The organism is Longibacter sp., from assembly GCF_051155795.1.
GTDB lineage: Bacteria > Bacteroidota > Rhodothermia > Rhodothermales > Salinibacteraceae > Longibacter.
Window position 1 is genome coordinate 1 of the sequence record NZ_DAXETW010000161.1, and the last position, 25,786, is coordinate 25,786.

21 protein-coding genes are annotated in these 25,786 nt (G+C 63.3%); 18 read left to right on the forward strand and 3 right to left on the reverse strand.

All coding sequences use genetic code 11. The annotated features are described in order from the left end of the window. From ACFCU0_RS15340 to ACFCU0_RS15350, 3 genes are all read left to right on the forward strand, one after another. Positions 1–561 (forward strand): T9SS type A sorting domain-containing protein (locus ACFCU0_RS15340; RefSeq protein WP_434974559.1); only part of this gene is annotated, 561 nt, incomplete at its 5' end. Positions 562–1,030: 469 nt separating this feature from the next. After that, entirely contained in the window at positions 1,031–2,353 is a 1,323-nt protein-coding gene (locus ACFCU0_RS15345) for a LamG-like jellyroll fold domain-containing protein (RefSeq protein WP_434974560.1), read from the forward strand. 592 nt (positions 2,354–2,945) lie between these two features. Further along, on the forward strand, positions 2,946–3,527 hold the full coding sequence (locus ACFCU0_RS15350) for a TlpA family protein disulfide reductase (protein ID WP_434974561.1): 582 nt from the start codon (positions 2,946–2,948) through the stop codon (positions 3,525–3,527). Between the two features lie 83 nt (positions 3,528–3,610). On the opposite strand, the gene ACFCU0_RS15355 is transcribed toward ACFCU0_RS15350, so the two are convergent. Both ACFCU0_RS15355 and ACFCU0_RS15360 read right to left on the reverse strand, forming a co-directional pair. Beyond that, entirely contained in the window at positions 3,611–4,087 is a 477-nt protein-coding gene (locus tag ACFCU0_RS15355; RefSeq protein WP_434974562.1) for a type II toxin-antitoxin system death-on-curing family toxin, read from the reverse strand. A 78-nt stretch (positions 4,088–4,165) separates the two neighbouring features. Then, complete coding sequence (locus ACFCU0_RS15360) at positions 4,166–4,393, reverse strand: AbrB/MazE/SpoVT family DNA-binding domain-containing protein (RefSeq protein WP_434974563.1); 228 nt, start codon at positions 4,391–4,393, stop codon at positions 4,166–4,168. A 205-nt stretch (positions 4,394–4,598) separates the two neighbouring features. Here ACFCU0_RS15360 and ACFCU0_RS15365 point away from each other — a divergent pair, with 205 nt between their 5' ends. Beyond that, positions 4,599–6,320, forward strand: coding sequence for an amidohydrolase family protein (locus ACFCU0_RS15365; RefSeq protein ID WP_434974564.1), 1,722 nt, complete (start codon positions 4,599–4,601; stop codon positions 6,318–6,320). 73 nt (positions 6,321–6,393) lie between these two features. Here the strand turns inward: ACFCU0_RS15365 and ACFCU0_RS15370 are convergent, their stop codons facing one another. Next, the gene (locus ACFCU0_RS15370) at positions 6,394–7,659 is read right to left on the reverse strand and encodes a class II D-tagatose-bisphosphate aldolase non-catalytic subunit (protein WP_434974565.1); all 1,266 of its coding nucleotides are present in this window, start codon (positions 7,657–7,659) and stop codon (positions 6,394–6,396) included. A 233-nt stretch (positions 7,660–7,892) separates the two neighbouring features. On the opposite strand from ACFCU0_RS15370, the gene ACFCU0_RS15375 reads away from it, so the two are divergent. The 14 genes from ACFCU0_RS15375 to ACFCU0_RS15440 all read left to right on the forward strand — a co-directional run. Beyond that, positions 7,893–10,013 (forward strand): BatA domain-containing protein, encoded by a 2,121-nt coding sequence (locus ACFCU0_RS15375; RefSeq protein WP_434974566.1) that lies wholly within the window; start codon positions 7,893–7,895, stop codon positions 10,011–10,013. 175 nt (positions 10,014–10,188) lie between these two features. Next, a complete protein-coding gene (locus ACFCU0_RS15380) occupies positions 10,189–10,770 on the forward strand; it encodes a hypothetical protein (protein WP_434974567.1) in 582 nt (193 codons plus the stop codon). Positions 10,771–10,843: 73 nt separating this feature from the next. Next, positions 10,844–11,347, forward strand: coding sequence for a YbjN domain-containing protein (locus tag ACFCU0_RS15385; RefSeq protein ID WP_434974568.1), 504 nt, complete (start codon positions 10,844–10,846; stop codon positions 11,345–11,347). A 277-nt stretch (positions 11,348–11,624) separates the two neighbouring features. Next, positions 11,625–13,118, forward strand: a complete 1,494-nt coding sequence (gene hflX / locus ACFCU0_RS15390) for a GTPase HflX (protein WP_434974569.1) — start codon at positions 11,625–11,627, stop codon at positions 13,116–13,118. Positions 13,119–13,258: 140 nt separating this feature from the next. Continuing rightward, a complete protein-coding gene (locus ACFCU0_RS15395) occupies positions 13,259–13,921 on the forward strand; it encodes a CBS domain-containing protein (RefSeq protein WP_434974570.1) in 663 nt (220 codons plus the stop codon). Between the two features lie 53 nt (positions 13,922–13,974). After that, a complete protein-coding gene (locus tag ACFCU0_RS15400) occupies positions 13,975–14,478 on the forward strand; it encodes a hypothetical protein (protein ID WP_434974571.1) in 504 nt (167 codons plus the stop codon). A gap of 292 nt (positions 14,479–14,770) precedes the next feature. Next, a complete protein-coding gene (gyrB, locus tag ACFCU0_RS15405) occupies positions 14,771–16,726 on the forward strand; it encodes a DNA topoisomerase (ATP-hydrolyzing) subunit B (RefSeq protein ID WP_434974572.1) in 1,956 nt (651 codons plus the stop codon). 98 nt (positions 16,727–16,824) lie between these two features. Next, on the forward strand, positions 16,825–17,874 hold the full coding sequence (locus ACFCU0_RS15410) for a glycosyltransferase family 2 protein (protein ID WP_434974573.1): 1,050 nt from the start codon (positions 16,825–16,827) through the stop codon (positions 17,872–17,874). 116 nt (positions 17,875–17,990) lie between these two features. After that, entirely contained in the window at positions 17,991–18,971 is a 981-nt protein-coding gene (locus ACFCU0_RS15415; protein ID WP_434974574.1) for an aldo/keto reductase, read from the forward strand. Positions 18,972–19,010: 39 nt separating this feature from the next. Next, positions 19,011–20,153 (forward strand): glycosyltransferase, encoded by a 1,143-nt coding sequence (locus ACFCU0_RS15420; RefSeq protein WP_434974575.1) that lies wholly within the window; start codon positions 19,011–19,013, stop codon positions 20,151–20,153. 129 nt (positions 20,154–20,282) lie between these two features. Continuing rightward, a complete protein-coding gene (locus tag ACFCU0_RS15425) occupies positions 20,283–21,326 on the forward strand; it encodes an iron ABC transporter substrate-binding protein (RefSeq protein WP_434974576.1) in 1,044 nt (347 codons plus the stop codon). A gap of 171 nt (positions 21,327–21,497) precedes the next feature. Next, the gene (locus ACFCU0_RS15430) at positions 21,498–23,126 is read left to right on the forward strand and encodes an ABC transporter permease (protein WP_434974577.1); all 1,629 of its coding nucleotides are present in this window, start codon (positions 21,498–21,500) and stop codon (positions 23,124–23,126) included. A gap of 97 nt (positions 23,127–23,223) precedes the next feature. Beyond that, complete coding sequence (locus ACFCU0_RS15435) at positions 23,224–24,324, forward strand: ABC transporter ATP-binding protein (RefSeq protein WP_434974578.1); 1,101 nt, start codon at positions 23,224–23,226, stop codon at positions 24,322–24,324. A gap of 131 nt (positions 24,325–24,455) precedes the next feature. After that, positions 24,456–25,786 (forward strand): dihydrolipoyl dehydrogenase family protein (locus ACFCU0_RS15440; RefSeq protein WP_434974579.1); only part of this gene is annotated, 1,331 nt, incomplete at its 3' end.

Sequence of the window (25,786 nt, forward strand, 5' to 3'; positions counted from 1 at the left end):
CCGGTCGAACTCGGCCCCTTCACGGCCTCGCTTGACGGCGACGACGTCATCCTGAACTGGACGACGTTCTCGGAGACGGCAAATGCCGGGTTCGACGTGCAGCAGCGAAGCGGAGACGCGCCGTTCCGGACGGTCGGGCAGGTCGAGGGACAGGGCACGACGCAGGAGCTCACGCGCTACACCTTCCGCGTCGCGGATCTGGCTCCAGGCACCTACCAGTTCCGCCTGCGCCAAGTCGACATCGACGGCAGTGAGAGCTTCGGCCCGACGATCACTGCCACGATCAACCTCGCAGGACGCTACACGATATCGAGCATGGCACCAAACCCTGTGTCCGCCCGTGGAAGCGCCACGCTCCAGGTGGCCGACGCACAGACGGTCACCGCCGAGCTGTACGATCTGCTCGGCCGCCGCGTGCAGACGGTCTTCGACGGACCGCTCACGTCGCAGTCGCCGACGGAGCTCACGGTCGATGCCGCGACGCTCCCCAGCGGGGTCTACTTCCTCCGCGTTCGCGGCGACCAGTTCCAGGCCACGCAGCGGTTTGTCGTCGTTCGCTAGCGCCAGAGCGTGAATCTCGTTGACGGCAACGTCGACGCAGCGGGCGGTCCCGGTATGAGGGGCCGCCCGTTTGTCTGTTGGTCCGGTGCGTTTTCTTCCATGACGGATGAAGCCGGACAACTCACTGGCATAAATCAGTGCCCGTGACCGGCCGAATGGGTAGAAAGTACACCATTTCAGGGCTCACGGAGTTTATCGAAAGAAGGTTCGGTCGCTTTCTCCGGATCGGTGTTTCGATTCGCGCACCATCCGGAGAATTCGAAACAGGGAGTTGCCAGGGACCTGCCGCCCGGTGCCGCCGTGGTCGCGGTTCTGGGCTGGCGCTGCACATTTGTACTCCTGGCATTGCGCAACGAGCAGGCTGGCACGGTCCTTTCCGATATAAGCAGGCGACGTCCGACTCCGCGCCTCCCCCAGCGCGGACCGATCGTACCCCACGCTCCCTTCGGATCATTGGATCTCACGCGCGATGAACTGGCGACAGCTGGTCGCACTCTGGTGCACGGTCTTCGTCACCGTTATGCCAGCGACCGGGCAAGATCTTCTGACATACTACTCCTTTGACGCTCCCCCCGACGCCGGGCCGGATGCCGAGTTTCGTACCGGTGAAACGATTACGGACGACAGCGGCAACGGTCGGTACCTCCGCGTGAGCGGGGAAGGAATCACGTGGACCTCGGAAGGGCGCCTCAACGGGGCCATCCGCATGTCCGGCGGCCCGGGATTCCTCAAAGACCCGAACGCAAACAGGTACCTCAACGGACTGGACGCGTTTACCATCACGGTCTGGATTCGGTCAGAGGTGATCGGCACCGACGCCGGCATCGTCAACACCCAGCCGCCGGATGACGATGACCAGAATATTTCGCTCCGCTACGACGCTGACGGTCTCTTCGGTGGCGGTGTGAACGTCGTTAAGGGGGGCGTCCGGACGCGAAACGGAAAGCAAGAATACGAGAGCCGCTGGTATGCGCAGGCCACGACGTGGCAGCACCTCGCGCTCATCTACGAAAGCGGTGAACCGCTCCGTCTGATCATCAACGGGACGGTGGACAACCCCACATATGCACCGTTGAAGACGTCGGGCGTGACGGTTCGAAACGTCCATCTCCGCGTCGGGGAGGGGGCCAAGGGGCGAAGCGACATCTGGGACGGGTTGATGGACGAGCTGCGGATATATGACGGGGTCCTCACGCCTCCCGAGGTGCGCTCGGTGATGGAGGAAGAACTGCCGGTCGAACTTGCCTCGTTCAACGGCACCGCCGACGGGACAGGTGCCGTGCTCCACTGGGAAACCATTGCCGAAACGAACAACGACGGCTTTCAGATCGAGCATCGGGCCCCGGGCACGGACGACTTCGAAAGCGTCGGCTATCGGATGGGACGGGGGACGACGACCGCCGCCACGCGCTACTCCTATCGGGTCGGCGACCTGGTTCCGGGAACGCACTCGTTTCGCCTCCGACAGGTCGACGTGGATGGCACCGAAACGCTGTATGAGCCGATTACGATTGACGTTGCGATGGACAAGCCGCTGACGGTGACGGCCTACCCCAATCCGGTCCGCACAAGCGGAACGGTGGAGGTCCAGGTCGAGGATCCCACCGAAACGACTGTCGAACTATACAACGTTCTCGGTCAGCGCACGGAAACGCTATACGACGGCACGTTGCGACCGGGCGCACCGGCGCGACTCAGACTACGCGCCGACGACCTCCCCAGCGGCACCTATTTCGTTCGCGTTCGCACACCGGCAGGCACGGAAACGCGTCGTGTTTCCGTAGTCCGCTAAGGCAATAGCATTTCGCGACCTCGCTTTCCCGGACGCCCGTCGCTCGGGGATCGGCGTCGTTCACCTGGTCTGGTGCGAGGATCGGATGTCCTCCGTCTCGCCCCTCGACCCGCGGCTTCTGTGCCTCCAGAGCCGCATTCATCCTTCCTCTGCGGAGAAAGAAACCATTGGACTGCGCCGGGACACGTTGAGGCGCGTCGCTTTCGGCGCAACCTGGTTCCCCGTGCAGGAAAATCCGGGGAGACAGATGATTCTCCAGCGTTTCTTTTGTATACTCCCATCGGATGGATGAATCGGGACGGCGGGTGTATCTCGACGGTTGCGGTCTGTGGCCCTGCAACTAGAGATCACCCGTCGTCGCTGTTTGTACTCGACCCGGTGCGACGTGCCCGCCCTGTCGGGTGGAGGAGAATGCAGCCCGGCACCCGTTTCCAGACTCACGTCTCTTGGCTCGAACTCCTCATAGAGCCGGCGTCATATCGCCGGCCAGCGTCGTTAGCGTAGCCGGGTCCCGGTGGAACGCTCTTCCTTGGTGCAGGTAGCGGTGTCTACCGACCATATCAGCGATCCATCCCCCTTACGCTGTGCCTCCATGGCTCCTGAATCTCCATCCTCCCCCTCGCAGACGGCCTCCACATCCCTTCTCCGTCGCGCGGGACGCCTCATCTGGAACTACTGGCACTGGCCCGTCCTGCTGGGAGCAGCGGTATATTTGTATCTGCAGCTGATGCCTCCGATTGATCTGTCGGAGCCGAGTACAGCGGCGCCGCCCGTGGAGGCGCGGACGCTGGACGGGGAGCGTTTTCGTCTGTCTGACCATCGCGGCGAGATCGTCGTCGTCAACGTATGGGCGACGTGGTGCCCACCGTGTCGCGTCGAAATGCCCGGCTTCGTCGACCTGCAGGCGGAGATGGCCGACCGGCCGGTTCAGTTCGTCGGCATTGCCGTCGATCGCACAGGCGAGGACCTCGTCCGTGACTTCGTAAAGGAGTACGAGATCAACTTTCCCACGATACACGACCCCGGTGTGGCGGCCCGGCATTTTCCCGGCAATACGGTGCCGCGGACGTACCTGATCGACACGGAAGGGCAGATTCGCTACCGTCACACGGGGCTGATTCTGAAGCCCGCGCTGCGCGATGCGATCAACGATCTGCTGGACGAGGACTCATGAGATGTAGGGCTCCGTTCTCCTGCGCATCGGGAGAGCGCACAGCCGGTGTGCAGGGACGAACCGGGCGGTGTGCCGCTGCCTCGTTATCGCTCCACCACGTGGTCCCGGATCCACGATGCCAGTTTTCCCGGTCCGTTGCTCGCAACGCCGCTGACGATTTCCCGGACCGGGTCGTCCGGTTCCAGCACGAGGCGTCGCCCATTCAGGCCGAGAAAAACGTACATCGCCATAAACGCCACGTGCAGGTTGCAGTCGCGGTATCCGGCGTTTTTTGAGAGGGCATAGCTGTAGGTCGAGGCCAGATCCGCAAGATCGGGGCGCTGCTCCTTCGTCGCCCAGCGGTCGCGCGGACGGGCGAGCGCGAGACTGATGAGTCCATCGGCGTTGACGCCCGGTAGCCCGCCGTACGTCCGGACCAGATCCGCGTGTATCGCGTCAAGCATTGTACGAGTAATCCACCGGGGCTCCTCGCTTCCCTGCTCCCGGGCGCGGGGTTCAGAACTCTTTGGCTCCTGCACGTCGTCGCGGGAGCCGTCCGGATGAGCCGAAGACGTATGCATCGGTGGAGGGGAGGGGGCAGAGGGCAGGCGATCCGGCATCAAGCATGCGGCATCATCGGAGGGCGAAGCACCGGACCGTCAATCGGAGAGTTGCTCCAGCACGTTGTCGTATGCAGCCTTTCCTCGGTCGTATAGCGACATGGCCTCCTCAAAGTCCTCGTCGAAGGGAACGATCAGAATCCCGTCTGACGACTCGATCACGTGGACCCGGTCGCCTTCCCCGAGGTGCATGTGCTTGAGCATCATCTCCGAAACAGCGACTCGGAGTTCGCCGTCGACGCGCTCAATGGTCGTAGTTGTAGGCATGACGCTCGCGGGGCACAGTGCGGCCAGTGGATAGGTCGTCAATCGTGCCTGTGTGGAATAGTTCGACGCAATGCCTACCTTCATCGGGCACGTTCTTCTGCAGTCATTCCGCATGACGATGATATTCCCTTCCTGCGTCGCCTGCACGACTCCTGCCCCTCGGATCCGGCCATCGGGGAGCGGGAGACATACCGTCGCGTTTGCCATGCTGATTGCAGTTGTAGCAGTTCTCTGTCTGCCGGCTTCGCATGCGCAGGAGCAGGAGGATGACGCACAGGCCGTTGCGCTGATAGACGGCACCGTTGTCACGCCCGGTGCCGACCCGATCAGCGATGCCGTCGTCGTCATCCGGGGCGATCGTATCACGAGCGTCGGGAGCAATGATGACGTGACGGTGCCGGATAATGCTGTCGTCGTCGACGTGTCCGGCCGCTATATTATGCCCGGCATGGTCGACGGGCACGTCCACTTCTTTCAGAGCGGCGGACTGTACACACGCCCCGACGTGATCGACCTCCGGGCGGCGCGACCGTACGACGAAGAGATAGCGATGATCGAGGAGCGGCTGCCGGACACCTTTCGGCGCTATCTGGCAAGCGGGGTGACGTCCGTTGTCGACGTTGGCGGCCCGATGTGGAACCTCGACGTGCGAGCGCAGGCCGATACCGCGAGGATGGCACCGACGGTCGTGACGGCCGGCCCGCTGATTTCGAGTGTCGAGCCGGACGAGTTCACGGTGGACGACAAGCCCATCCTGCGGTTCGAGTCGCCCGGTGCCGCCCGCGAGGAGGTGCGGCGACAGGTGAATGCCGGCGTGGACCTGATCAAAATCTGGTACATCGTCCGCGGCCAAGGCCCGGAGGCGTTCCGGCCCGTGGTCGACGCGGTGATCGACGAAGCGCACGGTCTGGATACGCGCGTCGCGGTCCACGCCACCGGGCTGGAGACGGCCCGTACGGCGGTGGAGGCCGGGGCCGACATCCTCGTCCACAGCGTCTACGACCGCCCGGTCGACAATGCCTTTGTTCAGGAGTTGGTCGCTGAGAACGTTCTATACGTCCCGACGCTGATGGTCAGCGAGCGGTACGGGCAGACCTTCGCCCAGACGCTAAACCTGACCGTGGCCGAGCATCGAATCGGGCAGAAGGACGTGATCGCCTCGCTCTTCGACCTTCAGGTGTTGCCGGACTCGCTGCTGTCGGACCGCATGCGCCGGATGATTGCGCAGCGCCCGGCGATCCCCTCTGACTCGGTGGCGATGCAGAACCTGAAGGCCGTTCATGATGCCGGTGTTACCGTCGTTGCAGGGACGGATGCCGGCAATATCGGCACGCTTCACGGCCCGTCCCTGTCGCGCGAGTTTGAGCTGATGCGAGCGGCGGGCCTGTCCCCTGCGGAGATTCTGGAAACGGCTACCGTCGGAGGCGCGACGCTCATGGGCCGCGACGATCTGGGGCGGGTGGAGGCCGGGATGCAGGCTGACCTGGCGATCGTTAACGGAAACCCGCTCGACGATCTCGCTCACGCGTTCGACGTGGACGCCGTCGTACGGCGGGGCGAGCTGCTGCGGATCGAATCCCTTCTTCCGACCCGCGCGGAAGCGCCCGTGCAGCAGCAACTGAACGCCTACAACGCACACGACATCGACGGCTTCCTCGACGCGTATGCGGACAGCGTGAAGGTCTACGCCTACCCGAACCGGCTGCAGATGACGGGCACAAGCCGGATGCGGGACGTGTACAGCCAGCTCTTCTCCCGAAATCCGACCCTCTTCGCAAACGTCACGCGGCGGATGGTGCAGGGGACCGTCGTGATTGATGAGGAACGGGTTCGCGGTATGGCGTCCGATGGAGATGTGACCAACGCCATCGCGATCTACCACGTCAACGAGGACGGCAAAATCGCTCGTGTTGAGTTTGTGAGGTAATTCCTCGTGCGATCAAGAGTCTCGTGCGATAAAGGGCGCCTCGCCGGGTGGGGTGGCAATCGTCCGGGCGGTGTCAGATCCCGTCCGCCAGTCCCACAAGATTGAAGGCGTGGAAGTAGCGCAGGATTTCCGATCGTACCCGCCAGTGGACGAACGCTTCCGGGTCGCGGTAGGAACGTACGTTGTCGTAGAGCCGCCGGCGGGAGGCGGCGACCTCGGTCTCGGTCCACACGTAGCGAGATCCCGTGTGGATGAGCCAATGCCGTCGATCATCCGGCAGGTCGTCAAACGCCAGGCCGGCCTCCTCCGGTCGCAGCCACTTGCGCCACCGCCCGCTGTCGATCACGGCCGTCCGTAGCGCATCAGCAAAGCCTGAAGTCGCATCCAGGCGGTTTTCGAGATCGATCAGGCGTGTGAGCGCATTGAACTCGGCGGCAGACAGTCCGGGGCCGACGTTGGCACCGCCGATCCCGGCGAGCGGATACACCGCGAGGTCCTCCACGGCGTCTGTGTAGTGTCCTTTCAGAAGGGCGCCGATCTGCTGCCGGGCCTCGGATGCGAGCCGGGCCGCCCGGACGGCGTTCACGTGCGACGTGTCGAGCCGCGTACCCACGTCTCCGACCACAAAGCGCGGTCGAGGCAGATTCTTGCGGTCGATGGCCGACGCGAGGAGTTGCAGAAACTCGCAGAAGCGATCTTCGCTCTGGAGCCCTCCGCCGCTTTCTTCCGTACCGACCTCGTAGGCGATCGGGCGCCTGTCCTGCGCCTTGCGGTACGCCTCGGCGTCCTGCAGCAGGTCGACCGTTCGATCGACGATGTCTTCGATCGGGACGGGCTGCCCGGGCGGAAGCCGGAGGTCAACCGTCGGGTCGATGTGAAGGAGGTCGTACCCGGCATCGATGCATGCCCGTATGGACGCCTTTACCTCTTCGAGAGACGCCTCGTAGGTCAGCTCGTTCTGTACATGCGCATCCTTTTTCCACGGTCCCCCGTGATCGAGGCACAGAATCACGGGCACGTCCACGGCGAGCCGGCGGATTTCCTCCTCGACGAACGAGGCGAAGGACGCGGGTGTCCACCCGGTGTATCCTCCGTCCCGGTCGACCTGATTGAGCGTGGCTGCATAAAGGAGAGGCGCTCGGGCCTCGTGGGCCGCTTCGAGGGCAGCCCGCGCCACGGTCTCTGAATTTGGACAGACGGCCAGCAGTGTATGGCGAATGCGTCCGTCGTCGTCCGACGCGCGCCCGAGGAGTCCGTCCACGAGCCGCGCGGTGAGCGAAGAACCGGCCGCACGTGCCTCACGCGACAGCGTTTCGGCAGGGGAAAGCGTATCGGTCATGGCAACGGATGGCATGGCGATCGATAGGAAACCGACGTGTGCCCCGGGGACGGGACGCTCGATCGATACAACATACAGAACGGAGATGGAAATTGATGGACGGGGAGCCGAACCCTTGGCGTCCGTATTCGCCGGCATCCGGTACCCGTGCGTTGGAACCCCTCCATTCGAGGGGAGGTTGCAGCCGACCCCGTGCTCGACGACTTTCGCAGCGACGCCGCTGAGGCCCCGACGTGAGTTTTCTCAACCCGTTCGTTTTGCTCGCGCTGGCGACGATAGCCATACCGCTGCTCCTGCACCTCTTTAACCTGCGTCGTCCACAGCGCGTCGACTTCAGCTCTCTGTCGTTCGTCAAGGAACTGCAGAAGTCAGCGGTCCAGCGCGTTCGCATTAAGCAGTGGTTGCTCCTCGCCCTGCGCATGCTTGCCATCGCCTGCCTCGTCCTCGCCTTCGCCCAGCCGACCCTGACCGGCGGCCTGTCCGGTGTCGGCGAGCAGATCCGAACCGCTCATGCCGTCGTGGTTGACAACTCGCTGTCGATGACGATGACCGATGTGGACGGGGACTATCTGGCCCAGGCCCGCGCAAAGGCGGACGACGTGATTGCGTCGGCATCGGAAGGGGATGATGTCGTCGTGTGGCCAACGGCGCGGGAGGACGGTGCCCGGCCCACGATGATGCAGAGCCTGCCGGCTGCCCGCGACGCGGTTGGTGGGATCGAACCGGCAGCCGGGGCGTCAGCGATCGCCACCGCGGTCGTGCAGGCAGCCCGGGCACTTTCCGAGAGCACGGCTCCACGGAAGGTCGTGTACGTGGCGTCGGATCTTCAGCGATCGATGCTCGGCGACTCGACGTCCACGCCGATGCCGGAAGGCGTTGCCACGACGCTGCTTCCTGTTGGAACTCGGTCGCAGAGCAACGTAGGGGTCATCGACGTGCAGGTCCGAAGTCGCATTGTCGAGGTGGGGCAGGCTGTCGAGATTGAGGCAACCCTCGTGAACCACGGAGAGGAATCGCGGCCCGGTGCCGTGGCCAGCGTGTACCTGGACGGCGACCGCGTCGCTCAGTCGACGGCCGACCTGGAGCCCGGCGAGCCGGCCCGGGTGACGTTTGCGGTGTCCCCGGCATCGCGCGGTTGGCTGACCGGGCATGTGGAAATCGAGGACGACGCCTTCATGCCGGACAACACGCGACCGTTTATCTTGCATGTGCCGGAAGAACGGCGTGTGCTGGTCGTACGTGGGGAGGGGCAGCGAACGCGGTACGTGGACCTGGCGCTGTCCTCGGAGATGATTGCTGATCGACTGGCCTTTCGCACGGAGACCATTCCCGAAGCGGATCTCCCGTCCGCGGATCTCGGGCAATACGACGCCGTGCTGCTGGTCGGACTGCAGTCCGTGTCAAGCGGCGAAGTCAATTCCGTGCGCCGGTACGTGGAGCGCGGGGGCGGCGTCATGGTCTTTCCCGGCGCCCGGTCGCGACCCGATGAGTACGGCGACCTCTTCGGTGCGCTGGGCGGCGGGTCGTTCCGCGGGTTCAGCGGCGAACTCGGCGCCCGCCGGGCTATCGCCACGTTCGAGCGCGTCGACATCGAGCACCCGCTGTTCGATGGCGTGTTCGACACCGAGGGCGGTGGCGACGGATCCAACGTCGAAAGCCCGGACGTGTACTACGCCATGAACACTCCGACGGCCGGGGCGCGCGGGCAAACGCTCATCGAACTGTCGAACGGATTCCCCTTTCTGCAGGAACTGCGGGCGGGGAGTGGTGTGGCGCTTGTTTCGGCCGTGGCGCCGGATCCCGAGTGGAGCGACCTGCCAGTCCGCGGGCTCTTCATCCCGCTCCTGTACCGATCGGTGTACTACCTGTCAGCGGGGACGTCCGTGAGCGGGGAAACGATCGAGGCAGGCGCTTCCTCCGAGCTGCGGATCACCGGCATCTCGCCCGAGGAGGAGGTCCGCCTGGTCGGCCCGGACGGCGTCGACCGTGTCCCGGAGCAGCGGTCGTTGTTCGGTGCGACGCTTCTGAACGTCGGCGCGGAACTGCACACGACGGGAATCTACGACGTGATGGCGGGTGATCGCGTGGTACGACGCCTTGCCGTTGCCGTCCCGTCGGCCGAATCGAACCTGGCAACGGCACCGCTCGACGAAGCCCAGTCATCGCTACGCAGCGCCATTGGCGGACCGGTCGATCCGCTCGTTTCCGACGCCTCCGAAAGCGTCGCGACGGCCCTCGAGCAGCAGCGCGCCGGCACAGAAATCTGGAACGTCTTTTTGCTCCTGGCGTTGCTCTTCCTGGTATCCGAACAGGTGCTGGCGCGCCTCTGGCAGCCCGAGACGGTGTCTGCTTGACGGTATCCCGATCGCCGCGCTGACGGTGGACACGCCCCATCGTCCAGTTGCTACCGGCGCCGGGAGGTGGGCGTGAGAACGTCACGACAGGGCGCAGCAGCCGGCGGCGACGGACCCCACCTTCATATCGACCTCTCCGACAAACTGCGGGACCCACACGTGTTCGACGACCGTCATGCCTGATTCGCCCGCAGATATTTTCTTCCTCCTGCATGCGGCTGTGCTCTCCGTCTTCGTCGGAGCCACATCGGTGTCCATGTTGCTGGCGGTCATCAGTCGAATCCGGGTTCGCAAGCCCCTTCTCGTCTGGCGAACCGGGAAATTCTATGGCATCCCGATCGGCCCGACGCTCTTCCTGGCTATCGTCGCCGTCGCCTTTCTCGCGTCGGCCTGGACCGGGCGGGGCATTGCCCCTCACGTCATGACCGGGTACCCGGCCGGCGGCGTCTTCTGGTGGATCGCCACCTGGCTGTGCCGGTCCGTGATCGTCACCGAGTACGGAATCATCCACGACGTCACCTGCATCAGCCGGGCGGTGTCCTGGAGCCAGATCACGGACTACTTCGCCGCGGAAGATGACGGGCGCGCCTACGTGGTTTTCTTTTATGAAAATGACGACGGCGAACGCTGCCGGATGAACCTACCCGTCCCCGAGTCCCAGCGTGCGCCGTTTGAACAACTGATTTCCAGAAAACTCGACCCGCGGTTCCGGTGTACCATGCGCGAACCGTACGACGAAGAAGCATTGGATGAGTAAGTTTGGGGCGCGACCCGGCCGGACCCCGCTCATCGAATGCCCGTCGCTCCGCTCATCATTCTCGAACGGCTGCATGTCCCATTCTCCTGCCTCTTCATCCAACGGATCTCCTGCGACGGGAGCCGCCGGGCCCATCCGGTCGGCCCTCGAGTCCTTTTTCGAAACCAGCGGCTGGCCCGTTGATGCCGTCGAGCGACCGCGCCCGGCCCTGCAGAGTGAGTTCGAGGGAGAGGACGACACCTGGATGTGCTACGCCATCGCACTGGAAGAGGCCGAGCAGGCGCTCTTCTACTCCGTGTACCCGGAGGCCATCCCCAGAGACCGGCTCGGCGCCGTCGCAGAGTTCATCACCCGGGTGAATTTCGATCTTCCGATCGGCAACTTCGAACTCGGGTTCGATACGGGAGAGCTCCGGATGAAAACCAGCATCGACGTCGCCGACGATAGCATCTCCGTACCGCTGGTTCGCAACCTCGTCACCGCCAACGTGGTCGTCATGAACCGGTACGTGGCAGCGCTGCGACGCGTCGCATTTGACCACGAACGACCGGAAGACGTGCTGCGAGACATGCGATAACACTCGGCTCGCCGACGTTCTGCCCGACCGGCTGAAAGCCGACTGCACGGCAGCCGGCCTGCAACACGTCGCCCCGTGGAAGGTATATATTATGGAAGTCGATTCTACGTTGACAAGAACGCTGCGAGCCGGTTAACCGGCTGTCTCCGGTTCGTGTGCCGTCATCGTGCGTCGGGTGAGCCTGTAGCACTCCCTCGCAGGAGAGAGAGTATCACCGGACGTCCGGCTACACGCGGGTTTGCCGCGTTCACGACCTGATCAAAAGCTATCATCGCCTTTGTACAAGCCCGAAACAGAGAAGTCAGACGAAACCGCCATCCTGGTCGGCGTCATCAGCGCCGATGAATCGCGCTGGGACGTTCGCGACCATCTGAATGAGCTCGAGCAGCTGGCGCGAACCGCCGGTGCCGACGTGGTGGATCGGATGACGCAGTCCCTCGATCGCCCCGACCCCTCCACATTTCTTGGGTCGGGAAAAGTCAAAGAACTGAAACGTCGTGCCGCCGAACTCGGCGCCGACATGGTGGTCTTCGACGATGACCTGTCGCCCGTACAGGTGCGGAACGTCGAGAAGGAGGTCAACTGCAAGCTCCTGGATCGCTCCGGCCTGATCCTGGACATCTTTGCCAGCCGCGCCAAGACGGCGGCGGCAAAGACACAGGTCGAACTGGCGCAGCTGGATTACCTCAGCTCCCGTCTGACGCGGCGCTGGACCCACCTCTCGCGGCAGTCGGGAGGGATTGGAACGAAGGGGCCCGGTGAGAAGCAGATCGAGACGGACCGGCGCCTGATTGACAAACGCATGGCGAAGCTCCGCGAGAAGCTGGAGAAGATCGATCGCCAGCGGACGACCCAGCGGAAAGGGCGCCACACGTACACGACGGTGTCGCTTGTTGGCTACACGAATGCCGGAAAGTCGACGCTCATGAATGCCCTCGCCGACGACACGCGGGTACTGGCGGAAGACCGCCTGTTCGCGACGCTGGACGCAACAACGCGCACGGTCGAACTCGACTCCAACAAGGAAATCCTGCTCTCCGACACGGTCGGCTTCATCCGCAAGCTGCCGCACCGCCTCATCGAGAGCTTCAAGAGCACGCTGGATGAAGTTCGCGAGGCCGATGCCCTCGTCCACGTCGTGGACGTGACGCATCCGCGGTTCGAGGACCACATGGATGTGGTAAATGAAACCCTCCAAGAGATCGACGCCGACGACGTACCGACCCTCATCGTCTTCAATAAGGTCGATGCACAGGAGGATGCCCACCTGATTCGCGCCCTCAAGCGGGATTATCCGGACGCGTCGTTTGTGTCGGCCCTCCGTGGGATGGGGCTCGAAGCGCTGAAAGAGGACCTGCTCGCGCTGATCGAGCGGGACTACGTCGAGCGCGTCTCCTACGTGCCGGTAACGGAGCCGAAGACCATCTCCAGTATCCACCGCCTGGCTGATGTCCTGAGCGAGGAGTACGTGTACGCGCAGGGCATCCCGACGGCGCACGGTGACGGGTCTGACGGTGCGACGTTCGACAGCCCGCAGGCCGTCGCACGCATGCATTATCGCGCCGCCCCTCGCAACGCCGAGCGGATCGAGCGGATGGTACAATCCTTCGGCCCGCTCCGGGTCATCGGCCCCGATGGCGACCCGCTTCCGCAAGATGCTACCGATGAGAACGGGGATGCGACCGGTGCGCCGGATGTTGGTGCTGTCGTGGTCGAAGCCGTCGAACCGCCGCCGGACGCGACCAATACAACATCTCCGGGCACGACGTGACGGACCCGAGATATCCGCCTGACAATCTTTCATCTGCGGAGCACCGGCACAGCCATTGCGTACTGTACGGTGTAGTAATGCCGGAGATACGTACCGGCACTCCCTCTACCCCCAGTTTTCTGGACTGACCTGTCACGCCGATGAAGGTACAGGACGCTATCAATACCGCCATTCCGGCCCTCCACACGACCGATACGGTCGAGGACGCGCTCGGACTACTCATGGAGCACCGCGTGCGTCATCTGCCGGTCGTGGACGAGAAAGACCACCTCGTCGGCGTAATCTCTGAAGACCAGATGATGAGTGCGAACGGTCCGGACGATGCGGTCGGGTCGCTTCTCGGGAATCGCCCCGTGAGCGTGCGTCCGCAGGAGCACATTTTTGACGCGGCCCGGACAATGGTCGAGCACGGTCTCAGCACTGTGCCTGTTACGCCGCCGAACGATACTCGCTATCTCGGGCTCCTTCGCCGCCACGACATCTTTGACGAGTTCGCCAAGCTGATGGCCACGCAGCGCTCAGGCGCCATCATCGCGCTCGAAGTGGATCAGCGCGACTACGCTCTGGCTAAGCTCGTCCACCTCATCGAACAGAACGACGCGAAGGTACTCGCCGTCGCGTCCGAGGAGCCGGACTCGTCCACCGAGAAGATTCGCGTCACGCTCAAGCTGAACGTGACGGACACCACACGCGTCCGGCACGTGCTTGAGCACAACGACTACCACGTGATCGCCAGCTTCGGAGAAGACGATTCCGAGATGCAGAGCCGGGTTGAGGAGTTTATGAGGTACCTGGAGGTGTAGCCGACCGTGGGACCGATTCTTTCTCGACGCCTGCCCTTGAAGCCCGTCTGTAGATGATGAGCAATGCCGATTCGGCGTCCACGGTCGCATCCGTCCTTCAGTCCATGACGTTGCTCGCCACGTTGTCCACGGCGGAGAACGTGCGGAGTAGCGTTGCGCAGCGCCGAGCCGGCCTCGATCCGTCGGCGCAGGAACCCCCGGGGCGGGCGAGTGCCTCTCTGCGCACCACAGGGCGTGAACTGATGGACCTGCTCATGCAGGTGGTCCTGGGTCACATGCATCTCGTCGAGCAGGATGAACGCCCGATCGCTGTGGCCGTCCGCCATTTCGATCTGCTGATGAAACTGCGCCGCTCGGAGCGTCTGCTCCACAACATGCATCAGCGCCTGCTGAGCCTGTACCCCGACGTGTCGGAGTCCCTCGTTGAAGAAGCGCGAGCCGTCCACGGTGAGGTTGAACGCCTGATTGACGCCGACGAAGAGGTCCTGCTGGCCGGCCTCGATACCGCGGCAGAACGTGCCATCAGTTTCGTCGTCTGGGCCCGACACGAGGTGTGACCGTGAGCAGGTGTTAAGGTGTTGAGGTCGTAATGTATTAACGTCTCTGGGTCGGGGCCGACGACCGGGGCAGGGTGCCCTGAAAAAGTGTCGAGTGGGTGCCCCCTTTCCCGCGCTCCCCCTTTCCCGCTTGCCCCCCGAATGTCGACCCTCGCCTCCCACGTTTGCGAACAGTTCGCATGGCGCATTTGACTGAACTCTGGCGCGACCGTAACGTATAGGTATGGATCTGAGATCTGCATCCTGATCCCCGGTCTGTACGAACGTTCTGCTTCGCCAATTTTAGCGCCCAATGAGCAACACAACCGACCTGCCCGATCGCGCGATCAGCGAGTACGCGGCGTCCAATATCCAGGTCCTCGAAGGGCTGGAAGCCGTCCGAAAGCGACCCGCCATGTACATCGGCGATGTGGGCATGCGCGGCCTTCATCACCTTGTCTACGAGGTTCTGGACAACTCGATTGATGAGGCCCTGGCGGGTCACTGCGACTCGATCGCGGTGGAAATCCACGAGGACGGATCGGTCTCCGTCAAAGACAATGGGCGCGGAATCCCGGTCGATGAACATCCCGTCGAGAACCGGTCGGCGCTGGAGGTGGTGATGACCGTGCTTCACGCCGGTGGAAAGTTCGACAAGGACAGCTACAAGGTGTCCGGAGGACTCCACGGGGTCGGCGTGTCGTGTGTGAATGCCCTCGCGAAGAAGTTCGAGGCGAAGGTGTGGCGGGACGGTTCCGTATGGGAGCAGAGCTACGTGTGTGGCGTGCCGGACGGGCCCGTAGAGGAAATTCGTCCGATGAACGAGGACGAGGAGACGGGTACGCACATCCGCTTCTGGCCCGATGACGAGATCTTCAAGCTAACGGATTTCCGCTTCGACACGCTGTCGGATCGTCTCCGTGAGCTGGCGTATCTGAACAGCGGCGTCGCGATTACGCTGACGGACCACCGCGAGGACGATCCCGAGCTACAATCCGAGCGCTATTATTCAGAAGGCGGCGTTGCCGAGTTCGTTGAATACCTCGACGAAGGACGGGACTCCCTCCTGGATGAGACGATCTACATTACGGAGGACGGCGAGGTCCCCGTGGAGCTCGCGATGCAGTGGAATGACACGTACAACGAAAACGTCCTGTCCTTCGTCAACAACATCAACACGCACGAAGGGGGGACGCACGTCTCCGGCTTCCGACGTGCATTGACGCGGACGCTGAAAGGATATGCGCAGAACAACGGTCTCCTGAAGAAGATCAAGTTCGACCTTTCCGGCGACGACTTTCGAGAGGGGCTCACCGCCGTTCTGTCGGTGAAGGTTGCAGAGCCGCAGTTCGAGGGACAGACGAAAACGAAACTCGGGAACTCCGAGGTCCAGGGCGTTGTCGAGTCGCTGATCAACACGGCTCTTGGACGCTGGCTCGAGGATCATCCGAAGCAGGCCGAGCGGATCATCAACAAGGTGATTCTGGCCGCTCAGGCCCGTGCTGCCGCCCGGAAAGCGCGCGAACTCGTGCAGCGGAAGAATGCGTTTACGGGAGGCGGTCTTCCCGGCAAGCTTGCCGACTGCACGTCGCGCGACCCGGAGGAGTCCGAACTGTATCTCGTTGAGGGGGACTCCGCCGGAGGGTCGGCCAAGCAGGCGCGCGATCGCCACTTCCAGGCCATCCTCCCGCTCCGGGGGAAGATACTGAACGTCGAGAAAGCGCGGCTCGACCGCATTCTGGAGAACAACGAGATCAAGAACATGGTCACGGCGCTCGGGACCGGCCTTACCTCCACGGAGGAGGAGTTCGATCTCTCGCGTCTGCGCTACCACAAGATCGTCCTGATGACGGATGCGGACGTTGACGGCGCTCACATCCGTACGTTGCTCCTCACCTTCATCTACCGGCAGCTTCGCCCGCTGCTCGAGAAGGGGTACATCTACATCGCGCTCCCCCCGCTCTATCGCATCAATCACGGGCGGAACGAGGAGTACCTCTGGAGGGAAGGCGCGATGCAGAACCGCATGCGCGAGCTGCGGGAAGAGGGCAAGAAGCCCGGTCTGCAGCGCTACAAGGGGCTCGGTGAGATGAACCCGGAACAGCTCTGGACGACCACCATGGATCCGGAGACCCGGAAGACGCAGCAGGTGACGATCGAGGACGCGGCAGCGGCTGACAAGATCTTTTCCACCCTCATGGGTGACGCGGTGGAACCCCGTCGCAAGTTCATCGAGCGCAACGCCAAGTACGCGACGATCGACGTGTAGGCTGCCTCGATGCGCAGATTCCTCATGACGGCCGAGATGCCGGAGCCCTCGGCGTCCCGGCGATGCCGCACGGTCTCTCCCTTACTCCTTACTCGCCGATGCCAGGCTCCTCGCCCAACTCACCGACCGAATCCGTGCCGGACGTTTCCGTCGTGGTGCCGGTATACGATGAGGTGGAGTCCCTCCCCGAACTCGTCCGGCGCATCCGGACAGCGTGCACGGAGAACGGTCTCACGTTCGACATCTGGCTCGTCGACGACGGGTCACGCGACGGCTCGTGGAAGGAAATCGACCGACTCCACGCGGAGGATGATCGCATCGCCGGCATTCGCTTCCAGCGCAACTACGGCAAGTCCGCCGCCCTTGCCGTCGGGTTCGAGCACGCGCGGGGACAGTATGTCGTGACGATGGACGCAGACCTGCAGGATGACCCGGCCGAGATCCCTGAGCTCATCGACCTTCTACGGGATGGGCACGATCTCGTCAGCGGATGGAAGAAACGGCGTAAGGATCCGCTGAGCAAAACGGTGCCCAGCCGGTTTTTTAACTTCGTCACCCGAAAAATCTCCGGCCTCGACCTTCACGACTTTAACTGCGGCCTGAAGGCCTACCGCCGCGAGGTCGTGAAAAGTGTCGACGTGTACGGCGAACTGCACCGCTACATCCCCCTGCTGGCCAAATGGGAGGGATACGACCGCATTACGGAGAAGCCGGTCAAACATCACCCCCGTAAATACGGCCGGACCAAATTCGGTTTTGAACGCTTCATCCGGGGCTTTCTCGACCTGGTGACGGTGATCTTTCTGACCCGTTTCGCCGTTCGGCCAATGCACTTCTTCGGGTCTATCGGGACGGTAGCCTTTCTGTTCGGCTTCATCATCAGCCTGTGGCTCACAGTCGACAAGCTCGTGTTCGGAGAAGCACTGAGTGATCGCCCACTGCTCCTCTTCGGTGCTTTGCTGATTCTCTTCGGCGCGCAAATGTTCACGACGGGTTTGCTCGGAGAGATCGTTATTCAACCGCGAATGGAGGAAACCGCGTCGTATCAGGTCGCCGAGCTCCGGACGACCCCCGATCCCCCGGTCGACAATCCCTCCGTCGACGATTCCCCGTCGGAGACGCCCTCTCCGTCCTACACGTCACCGTAGTCGCCGTTGGCGGATCCTGATGCGGGGACGTACGGCGAAAGAGAAGGGGAGAAACCGGACCTTGGGTCGACAGTAGCCCTCCTGAATTGTCTGCCGCCACAAACCTTCCCGCTGCCATGATGACGCGAACGCTTGGCGCCGACGGACCCGCTGTGTCCGCCATTGGCCTCGGCTGTATGGGCATGTCCGAATTTTACGGTACGGCGGACGAGTCCCGGGCGGAAGATACCCTGATCCGAGCGATCGAGCTCGGCGTGACGTTTTTCGATACCGCGGACATGTACGGTCCGTTTACGAACGAAAAGCTCATCGGTGGCATCCTGCAGCCCTACCGGACGCGCATTACCCTGGCGACGAAGTTCGGGATCGTTCGAGATGAGGAGGGCGGCATGCACGGCTTGAACGGACGGCCGTCGTACGTCCACGAGGCCTGCAATGCAAGTCTTCGACGCCTCGGGACCGATCACATCGATCTCTACTACCTCCACCGCGTGGATCCCGACGTGCCGATAGAAGAAACGGTCGGCGCGATGGGACAGCTCGTCGATGCCGGAAAGGTTCGGTATCTGGGTCTATCCGAAGCTGCAGCAGAGACGATCCGGCGCGCGCATCGGGAGCGAACGATAACGGCGCTGCAGACGGAGTACTCGCTCTGGAGCCGCGAGCCGGAGGAGGACATTCTGGACACCGTGCGCGACCTCGGCATCGGCTTCGTGCCGTACAGCCCGCTCGGGCGTGGCTTCCTGACGGGACGTTTTACATCTCCGGATGACCTGCCGGACGATGACTGGCGTCGCCACAATCCGCGTTTTCAGGGAGAGAACTTCGAAAAGAACCTCGAGCTGGTCGATGCCGTGGAGGCGATGGCGTCGGAGAAAGGCGTAACCCCGGCTCAGCTCGCCCTGGCCTGGGTTCTTCATCAGGGAGACGACATCGTGCCCATTCCGGGCACGACCCGTCCGGAGCACCTGGAGGCGAACGCCGACGCGCTGCAGATCGATCTTTCTACCGACGAGCGTAGGCACCTGGATGAGATCGCCCCACCCGGCGTTGCGGTCGGCGACCGGTATCCCGACATGAGCACCGTAAACGGGTAGCCCACTCGCGCACTCGCGGTTTACGTCTCGCTCCGTCTTATGGCACGTATTGTTGTCGTCGGCCCGGTTCACCCGTACCGCGGAGGGATCGCCCACTTCACGGAAATGACCGTCGAGGTCCTTCAGCGACGTGGTCACGACGTCCGCCCGATCAGCTTTTCGCGTCAATATCCGGAACGGCTATTCCCCGGTAAAACCCAATACGAGTCGGAGGAAACGCCTCCAGAAGCGGTTGCCGGTGCACCGCGAATGATCGACAGCGTTCTCCCGTGGACCTGGATCCGGACGGCCGCGCACGTCGCGTCGCTCGAGCCGGATGGCGTCCTGTTTCAGTACTGGATGCCCTTTTTCGCTCCGGCGTACGGTTTGATGGCACGGTGGCTTCGGTGGCAGGGTGTCCCATCCCTTGCGCTGGTTCACAATGCGCTTCCGCACGAGCGGCACCTGCTGGATGCCCGGCTCAGCCGATTCTTTCTGTCGGCCTGCCAGGGGCACGTCGCCATGTCCGATGCCGTCGCGGCAGACATCGGTGCGCTCTGCGGTGAGGACGTGCGCATTCAGCAGATCGATCACCCAGTGTACGAACGATTCGGGGATCCCGTCGATCGTTCTGATGCCCGTGGCCGCCTGCATCTTCCGCAGGACGCGCCCGTGCTTCTGTTCTTCGGGTTTATCCGCGAGTACAAAGGCCTTCACGTCCTGCTCGAGGCGATGCCGCGCATCCGAGAGGGCCTGCCGAAGGTGAAGCTCGTGGTTGCCGGGGAGGCCTACGAGGATCCGGAGCGATACCGGTCGATCATCCGTGACCGGGGCCTGGAGGAGACGGTCACCTGGCACGACGGCTACATTCCCGGGGACGATGTCCCGGTATATTTCGGAGCAGCAGACCTCGTTGTTCAGCCGTACGTTAGCGCGACCCAGAGCGGTGTTGCGCAAATAGCATTTCACTTCGAAACGCCGATGGTCGTGACCGATGTCGGGGGCCTGGCCGAGGTCGTGCCGCATGAAGACGCCGGCCTGGTGGTCCCGCCGGAAGACCCACCCGCGCTGGCGGATGCGGTCGTGCGTTTCTTCGCGGACGGGTTGGCACCAGACCTGCGCGCGGGGGCGCAGCGCCAGAAGGAAAATCATTCGCCGGACCGACTCGGGGAAGCGGTCGAGCACCTGATCTCCGGCAAATGACCGACCGCACGGTCCCGGCATGTGGAGTTTTTGCAAGGAACCGTCCCGCGCCCGCCACACACGCAGACATTCTGCAGCGTCTATTTTAGAATAAGTCTAAACAAGACTTCCATCGACCGAATGCCTGTTATGACGCGTACTCTCGCAACCATTTTTGCCGCTCTGCTTCTTGCGGTCAGCCTGACCGCCTGTCAGTCGGGTGGTGAAGAAGAGGACACCGAGCTGATCGTCTACTCCGGACGCAGCCAGGCCCTGGTCGATTCTCTGGTGGAGAAGTACCGCGCACAGTCGGACGTGAACGTAGAGGTGCGCTACGGAACCGACTCTCAGCTCCTCGCCGCCCTGCAGGAGGAAGGCGACCAGAGCTCGGCGGACGTATTCTGGGCGAACACCGCCGGTGCTCTCGGCAACGCGGTCAACAACGATCTGCTTGCCAATCTGCCCGACACCCTGAACGCCGTTCCGGATCGGTTCACGTCGGAGAACGGGAACTGGGTCCCGGTTACCGCTCGCTTCCGCGTCCTTGCGTACAACACCGATCGGGTCGACACGACCGCCCTGCCGGCCTCCATCGCGGATCTGCCGAACGCTTCGGCATTCGACGGCCGCATCGGGTGGACCCCGGCCTATTCCAGCTTCCAGGACTTTGTCACGGCCCTTCGCGTGACGAAGGGCGATTCCACCGCACGGACTTGGCTGCAGGGGATGAAAGAGCTGAACCCGAAGAGCTATACGTCGAATACGCCGATGATTCGGGCGCTCGCTGCCGGTGAGATCGACATTGCCCTGACCAATCACTACTACGTGCTCCGCATCGCAAACCCTGAATCGCAGGGCGAAGAAGCGGAGGAGGAGACGTCAGCCCCGGTCGCGACCTATCACTTTGAGGACGGGGACGTCGGCAACCTTGCGCTCGTCACCGGAGCCGGCGTGCTTCAGACCACCGACCAGTCCGAGGTTGCGCAGGACTTCATCCGCTTCCTGCTGTCGGAAGAGGCGCAGACGTACGCGGCGCAGACCGTGAATGAGTACCCCGTAATCGAAGACACGGAGGTCCCGCCCTACCTGATGGACGCCGACCAGGCCCTGCGCCTCAGCCCACAGTTCGACCTGGAGCGCCTCCGTGAGATCGATCAGACGCTGAACCTGCTCCGCGACGAAGATCTGCTCTAACCATCCGTTCTTGTTGCGGACGACGGACCGTTCCGGTCCCGTTCGCCGTACCGTCAAGAGCCGTTGGTTTGCGGCCTGGAGGGTGCCCTTGCGGCATGCTCCGGGCCGCAGGCTTATGCGTTATCCGCGTCCCTTTGCTCCGGCGGCGCGATCCTCGTCTAACCGAAGCGGATGTCGTCCTCTGTGAATCTGATCGATCGCATACCTCGCTCGCTCCGACGGTGGTACGTCGCGCCCCCGATCGCCGTCGTCGTGCTCGGGGTCATCATTCCGCTCGCCTACCTTTTCGTTCGCGCCGGCCAGGCGGAGTGGACGCTGCTGGCCGACCTGGTCTTTCGTGAGCGCACGCTTCGGCTGCTCTGGAATACGGTCTCGCTGACCGCCGGCGTGCTGGGTGGGACGATGCTTCTGGCGTTTCCGCTCGCATGGCTGACCACCCGTACGTCGATTCCGGGACGAGGCGCGCTGACACTTCTCGGCGTCCTCCCCCTGGCTGTGCCGGGCTACGTAATGGCCTACGTACTGTTGTCGACGACCGGGACGTACGGAACGCTGGCGCAGCTCATGGGATGGGTCCTACCGCGGCTGTCAGGGTATGACGGCGCCCTGATCGCGCTCAGCCTTGGAACGTACCCGTACCTCTTTCTGAATCTAAGGACCGCACTGCTGGGGCTGGATCCGGCGCTCGAAGAGTCGGCGCAGGCCCTTGGGTACGGTCGGTGGGAGGTCTTCCTCCGCGTGGTGCTCCCCCAACTCCGCCCGGCGTTTCTGTCCGGCGGCCTCCTCGTTGTTCTCCACGTGCTCGGGGATTTCGGGGTGGTCTCGCTGATGCGGTTCGAGACGTTCAGCTACGCGCTCTATCTGCAGTACCAGGCGGCCTATGACCGCGTGTACGCCGCCTGCCTCGCACTGATGCTGCTGGCCCTGACCGTCGGGGTGCTCTTTCTGGAAGCACGCTTGCTTCGCGGATTGCTCTTACACCGAACAGGCAGCGGAGCGACGCGGTCTCCTCGCCGCGTGCCACTCGGGTCATGGAGCATCCCCGCCTACCTCTTCGCCCTCGTCGTCGGCGTCGTCTCGGTCGCCGTGCCCGTCCTGACGGTCACGTACTGGATGGCCGACTCTGCCGTGGCCGGTCTCCCGTGGGCATCCCTCGGTGAATCGCTGTGGGCTTCCGTCTCCGCCTCGGCGCCTGCGGCCGTGCTGGCGGCCGTACTGGCATTGCCGGTGGCGTACGTGGGCGTTCGCGAGCCGTCCCGCGCCACCCGAATCATCGAGCGTGTGGCGTACCTCGGCTATGCTACCCCGCCGCTGGCGTTCGCACTCGCCCTAATCGTCTTCACGCTCGCAGGCGTGCCGGTCCTGTACCAGACCCTCGCCCTGCTCGTCCTCGCCTACGCCCTTCACTTCATGGCTGAAGCGATCGGTCCCATCCGCAGCGCTCTCTACCAGGCACCACCCAACCTTGAGGAGGCGGCACGTGCCCTCGGGCGAACACCGGCGCAGGCTTTTTTCTCGGTGACGGTCCCCATGTTGAAGCGTGGCCTCCTGGTCAGTGTCGCCTTCGTATTCCTCTCCGCGATGAAGGAATTGCCGATCACCTTCCTGCTCTCGCCGCCCGGGTTTGAGTCGCTCGCAATGAAGACCTGGAGTGCGGCAAACGAAGCCATGTTCGATGCGGCAGCGCCGTACGCCCTCACCATCATGTTCTTTTCGGCCGCGTTCGTCGGTCTCCTACTCGTTCAAGAAAAATCAAAAAGAACCGAAAAGGTCGGGCGAAAACTTGAGCCGCACGCGTAATGCATGGACACAGTCTAAATTACGCGCGTACCTCTACCACGCGCTTGCACAGACGCACTACGTGCCCCGACACGTTTTTCTCGTGCCGCATCCAGCCATGAGCAGCGAGATTCTTTCCGTCAGCAAACTGTCGAAGCGGTTCACGCCCGACGCCCCGCTCGTCGTTCGGGATGTCTCATTCGACGTCTGGGACGATGAGATCTTCGCCGTCCTCGGGCCGAGCGGCTGCGGCAAAACTACGATGCTTCGCTGCATCGCGGGGTTTGAACGGGCGTCCTCCGGCACCATCCGGATGCGGGGCCGGACGATCGAGGGGCCGGACGAGCACGTCCCGCCGGAGCAACGTGGCGTGGGACTCGTCTTCCAGGACTATGCGCTCTTCCCGCATCTGACGGTGCTCGAAAACGTCATGTTCGGCTTGACGAGCGTTCCAAAGTCGGAGCGCGCGGAGCAGGCTCGCGAGGCGCTGAAGATGGTGGGTCTGTCCGGTTTCGAACAGCGGGCACCGCATCACCTGTCGGGGGGACAGCAGCAACGCGTCGCCCTCGCACGAACACTCGCTCCGTGTCCGGAGCTGATGCTTCTCGACGAGCCGTTCTCCAACCTGGACGCCCTCCTCCGCGAGGGCACCCGACAGGAAGTGCGCGGATTGCTGAAGGAACGCGGGATGAGCGCCGTGCTCGTTACGCACGACCAGGAAGAGGCGCTCTCGTTCGCCGACCGCGTCGCTGTCATGCGCGGTGGCCAGATCGAGCAGGTCGGCACGCCGGAGGAGGTGTACTACCAGCCGCGTACGCTCTTCGTGGCTCAGTTTCTGGGGCGCACGAACCTTCTTCTGTCGCAGGCTAGCGGGCGGCACGCGCAGACCGCACTCGGCGAAATCGGTCTGAACCGCGACGCGACCGGCACGGTGCTCGTTTCGCTTCGTCCGGAGCACCTTACCCTGGAGCCCGGCGACACGAAGGCCGGCCCGACGGGGACGGTCATCGAGCGCGCCTTCAAGGGGCACGACATCACCTACCGGGTAGAGTGCGAGGGCGCGGAGTATCTGGTGCATACCCACAACCGCATGTCGTACCAGCCCGGCGACGCCGTTTCCATCCGACCGCAGGAGTCGGCGGTCGTTCTGGAGAGCCGAAGCACCCCCGCCGACGTGATGAATGGCGCGACCCCGGAGGAAGCGCGGGTGCCGTCGTAGGCTGCGGTCGCTCCGCGATCGCGTCGATGCCGCCCGGGTCCAGCGTAACGTCTCCGCCCGCTGTGTAGACAGAGCGGAGATTCGGGCGCCCACCACATCCCTCTCTTTTCTACGTCTCAGCACCTTCTGCTATGTCCACGTACGACTACGACGTGCTCGTCATCGGTGGCGGTGCGGGCGGCCTTTCCAGTGCCGGTATCGCGACGAATCTCGGGGCGAAGACGGCCATGGTGGAGCGCGAGGCCCTCGGCGGCGACTGCACCTGGACGGGCTGCATCCCCAGCAAAACGCTGCTCAAGGCCGCAAAGGTCGTCCATCAGGCCCGAAACGCCAGCCGGTACGGACTCACCGATCAGCCCTTCCAGGTTGACTTCCCCGGCGTCATGGAGCACGTTCGGGCCGTTCGGCAAGAGGTGTACGAGGACGCCGACCGTCCCGAGATTTTCGAGGATATGGGGATCGACGTTCTCTCCGGGACCGCCCGCTTCGTGGACAGCCACACCGTCAGCATTACCGGTTCGGAGAAAGCGGAGCAGGTGACCGCCCGCTTCATCATCACCGCCGCGGGCGCCCGGGCGTTCGTGCCGCCCATCAACGGCCTTGACCGCGTTCCCGTTTTAACCAACGAGGATTTGTTCGACCTGGACGAACAGCCGCAACGGCTGGCTATCATCGGTGCGGGGCCCATTGGGACGGAGATGGCACAGGCCTTCACGCGCCTCGGAACGGAGGTCACCGTTCTCGACATGAGCGATCGTATCCTGCAGAACGACGACGCGCACCTCGCGGACGAATTGCGACAGGTCCTGGAGAAGGAGGGCGTGAAATATCTCCTGGACGCAGACGTTGAGGCATTGTCGCGAAGTGACGGCGTGACGACGATCACGGCGACGGTTGACGGAGAAACGGTCGAGGTGGACGCCGACGCCGTACTTCTGGCCACAGGGCGAACGGCGAATGTCGAACAACTTAACCTCGATGCAGCAGGCGTCGAGTACTCGCGTCGTGGCGTCACTGTGGATGATCAGTGCCGGACGAACCAGCGGCATATTTACGCCGTCGGCGACGTCACGGGACGCTACCAGTTCACGCACATGAGCGGCCACATGGCGAAGGTCGCGCTGACGAACGCGCTGCTCAAGCTACCGTCCTCGATCGATGCCACCCATGTGCCGTGGGTGACGTACACCGACCCGGAACTGGCGCACGTCGGGGCCTTTCCAGCCAACCTCGAAGCCGACGACGTAGAATATGAGACCTACCGGTTTCCCTTTGATAAGCTGGATCGAGCGATCACCGAGGGCGAGACGATCGGTTGGATCAAGGTGTACTCAAAAGGACTTACGGGCACAATCCTCGGAGTGAGCATTCTGGGAGCGCACGCAGGTGAAATGATCAGTACGTTCGCACTCGCCATGCGGAACGGTGTCACGCTTCGCAACATCGGCGACACGATTCACCC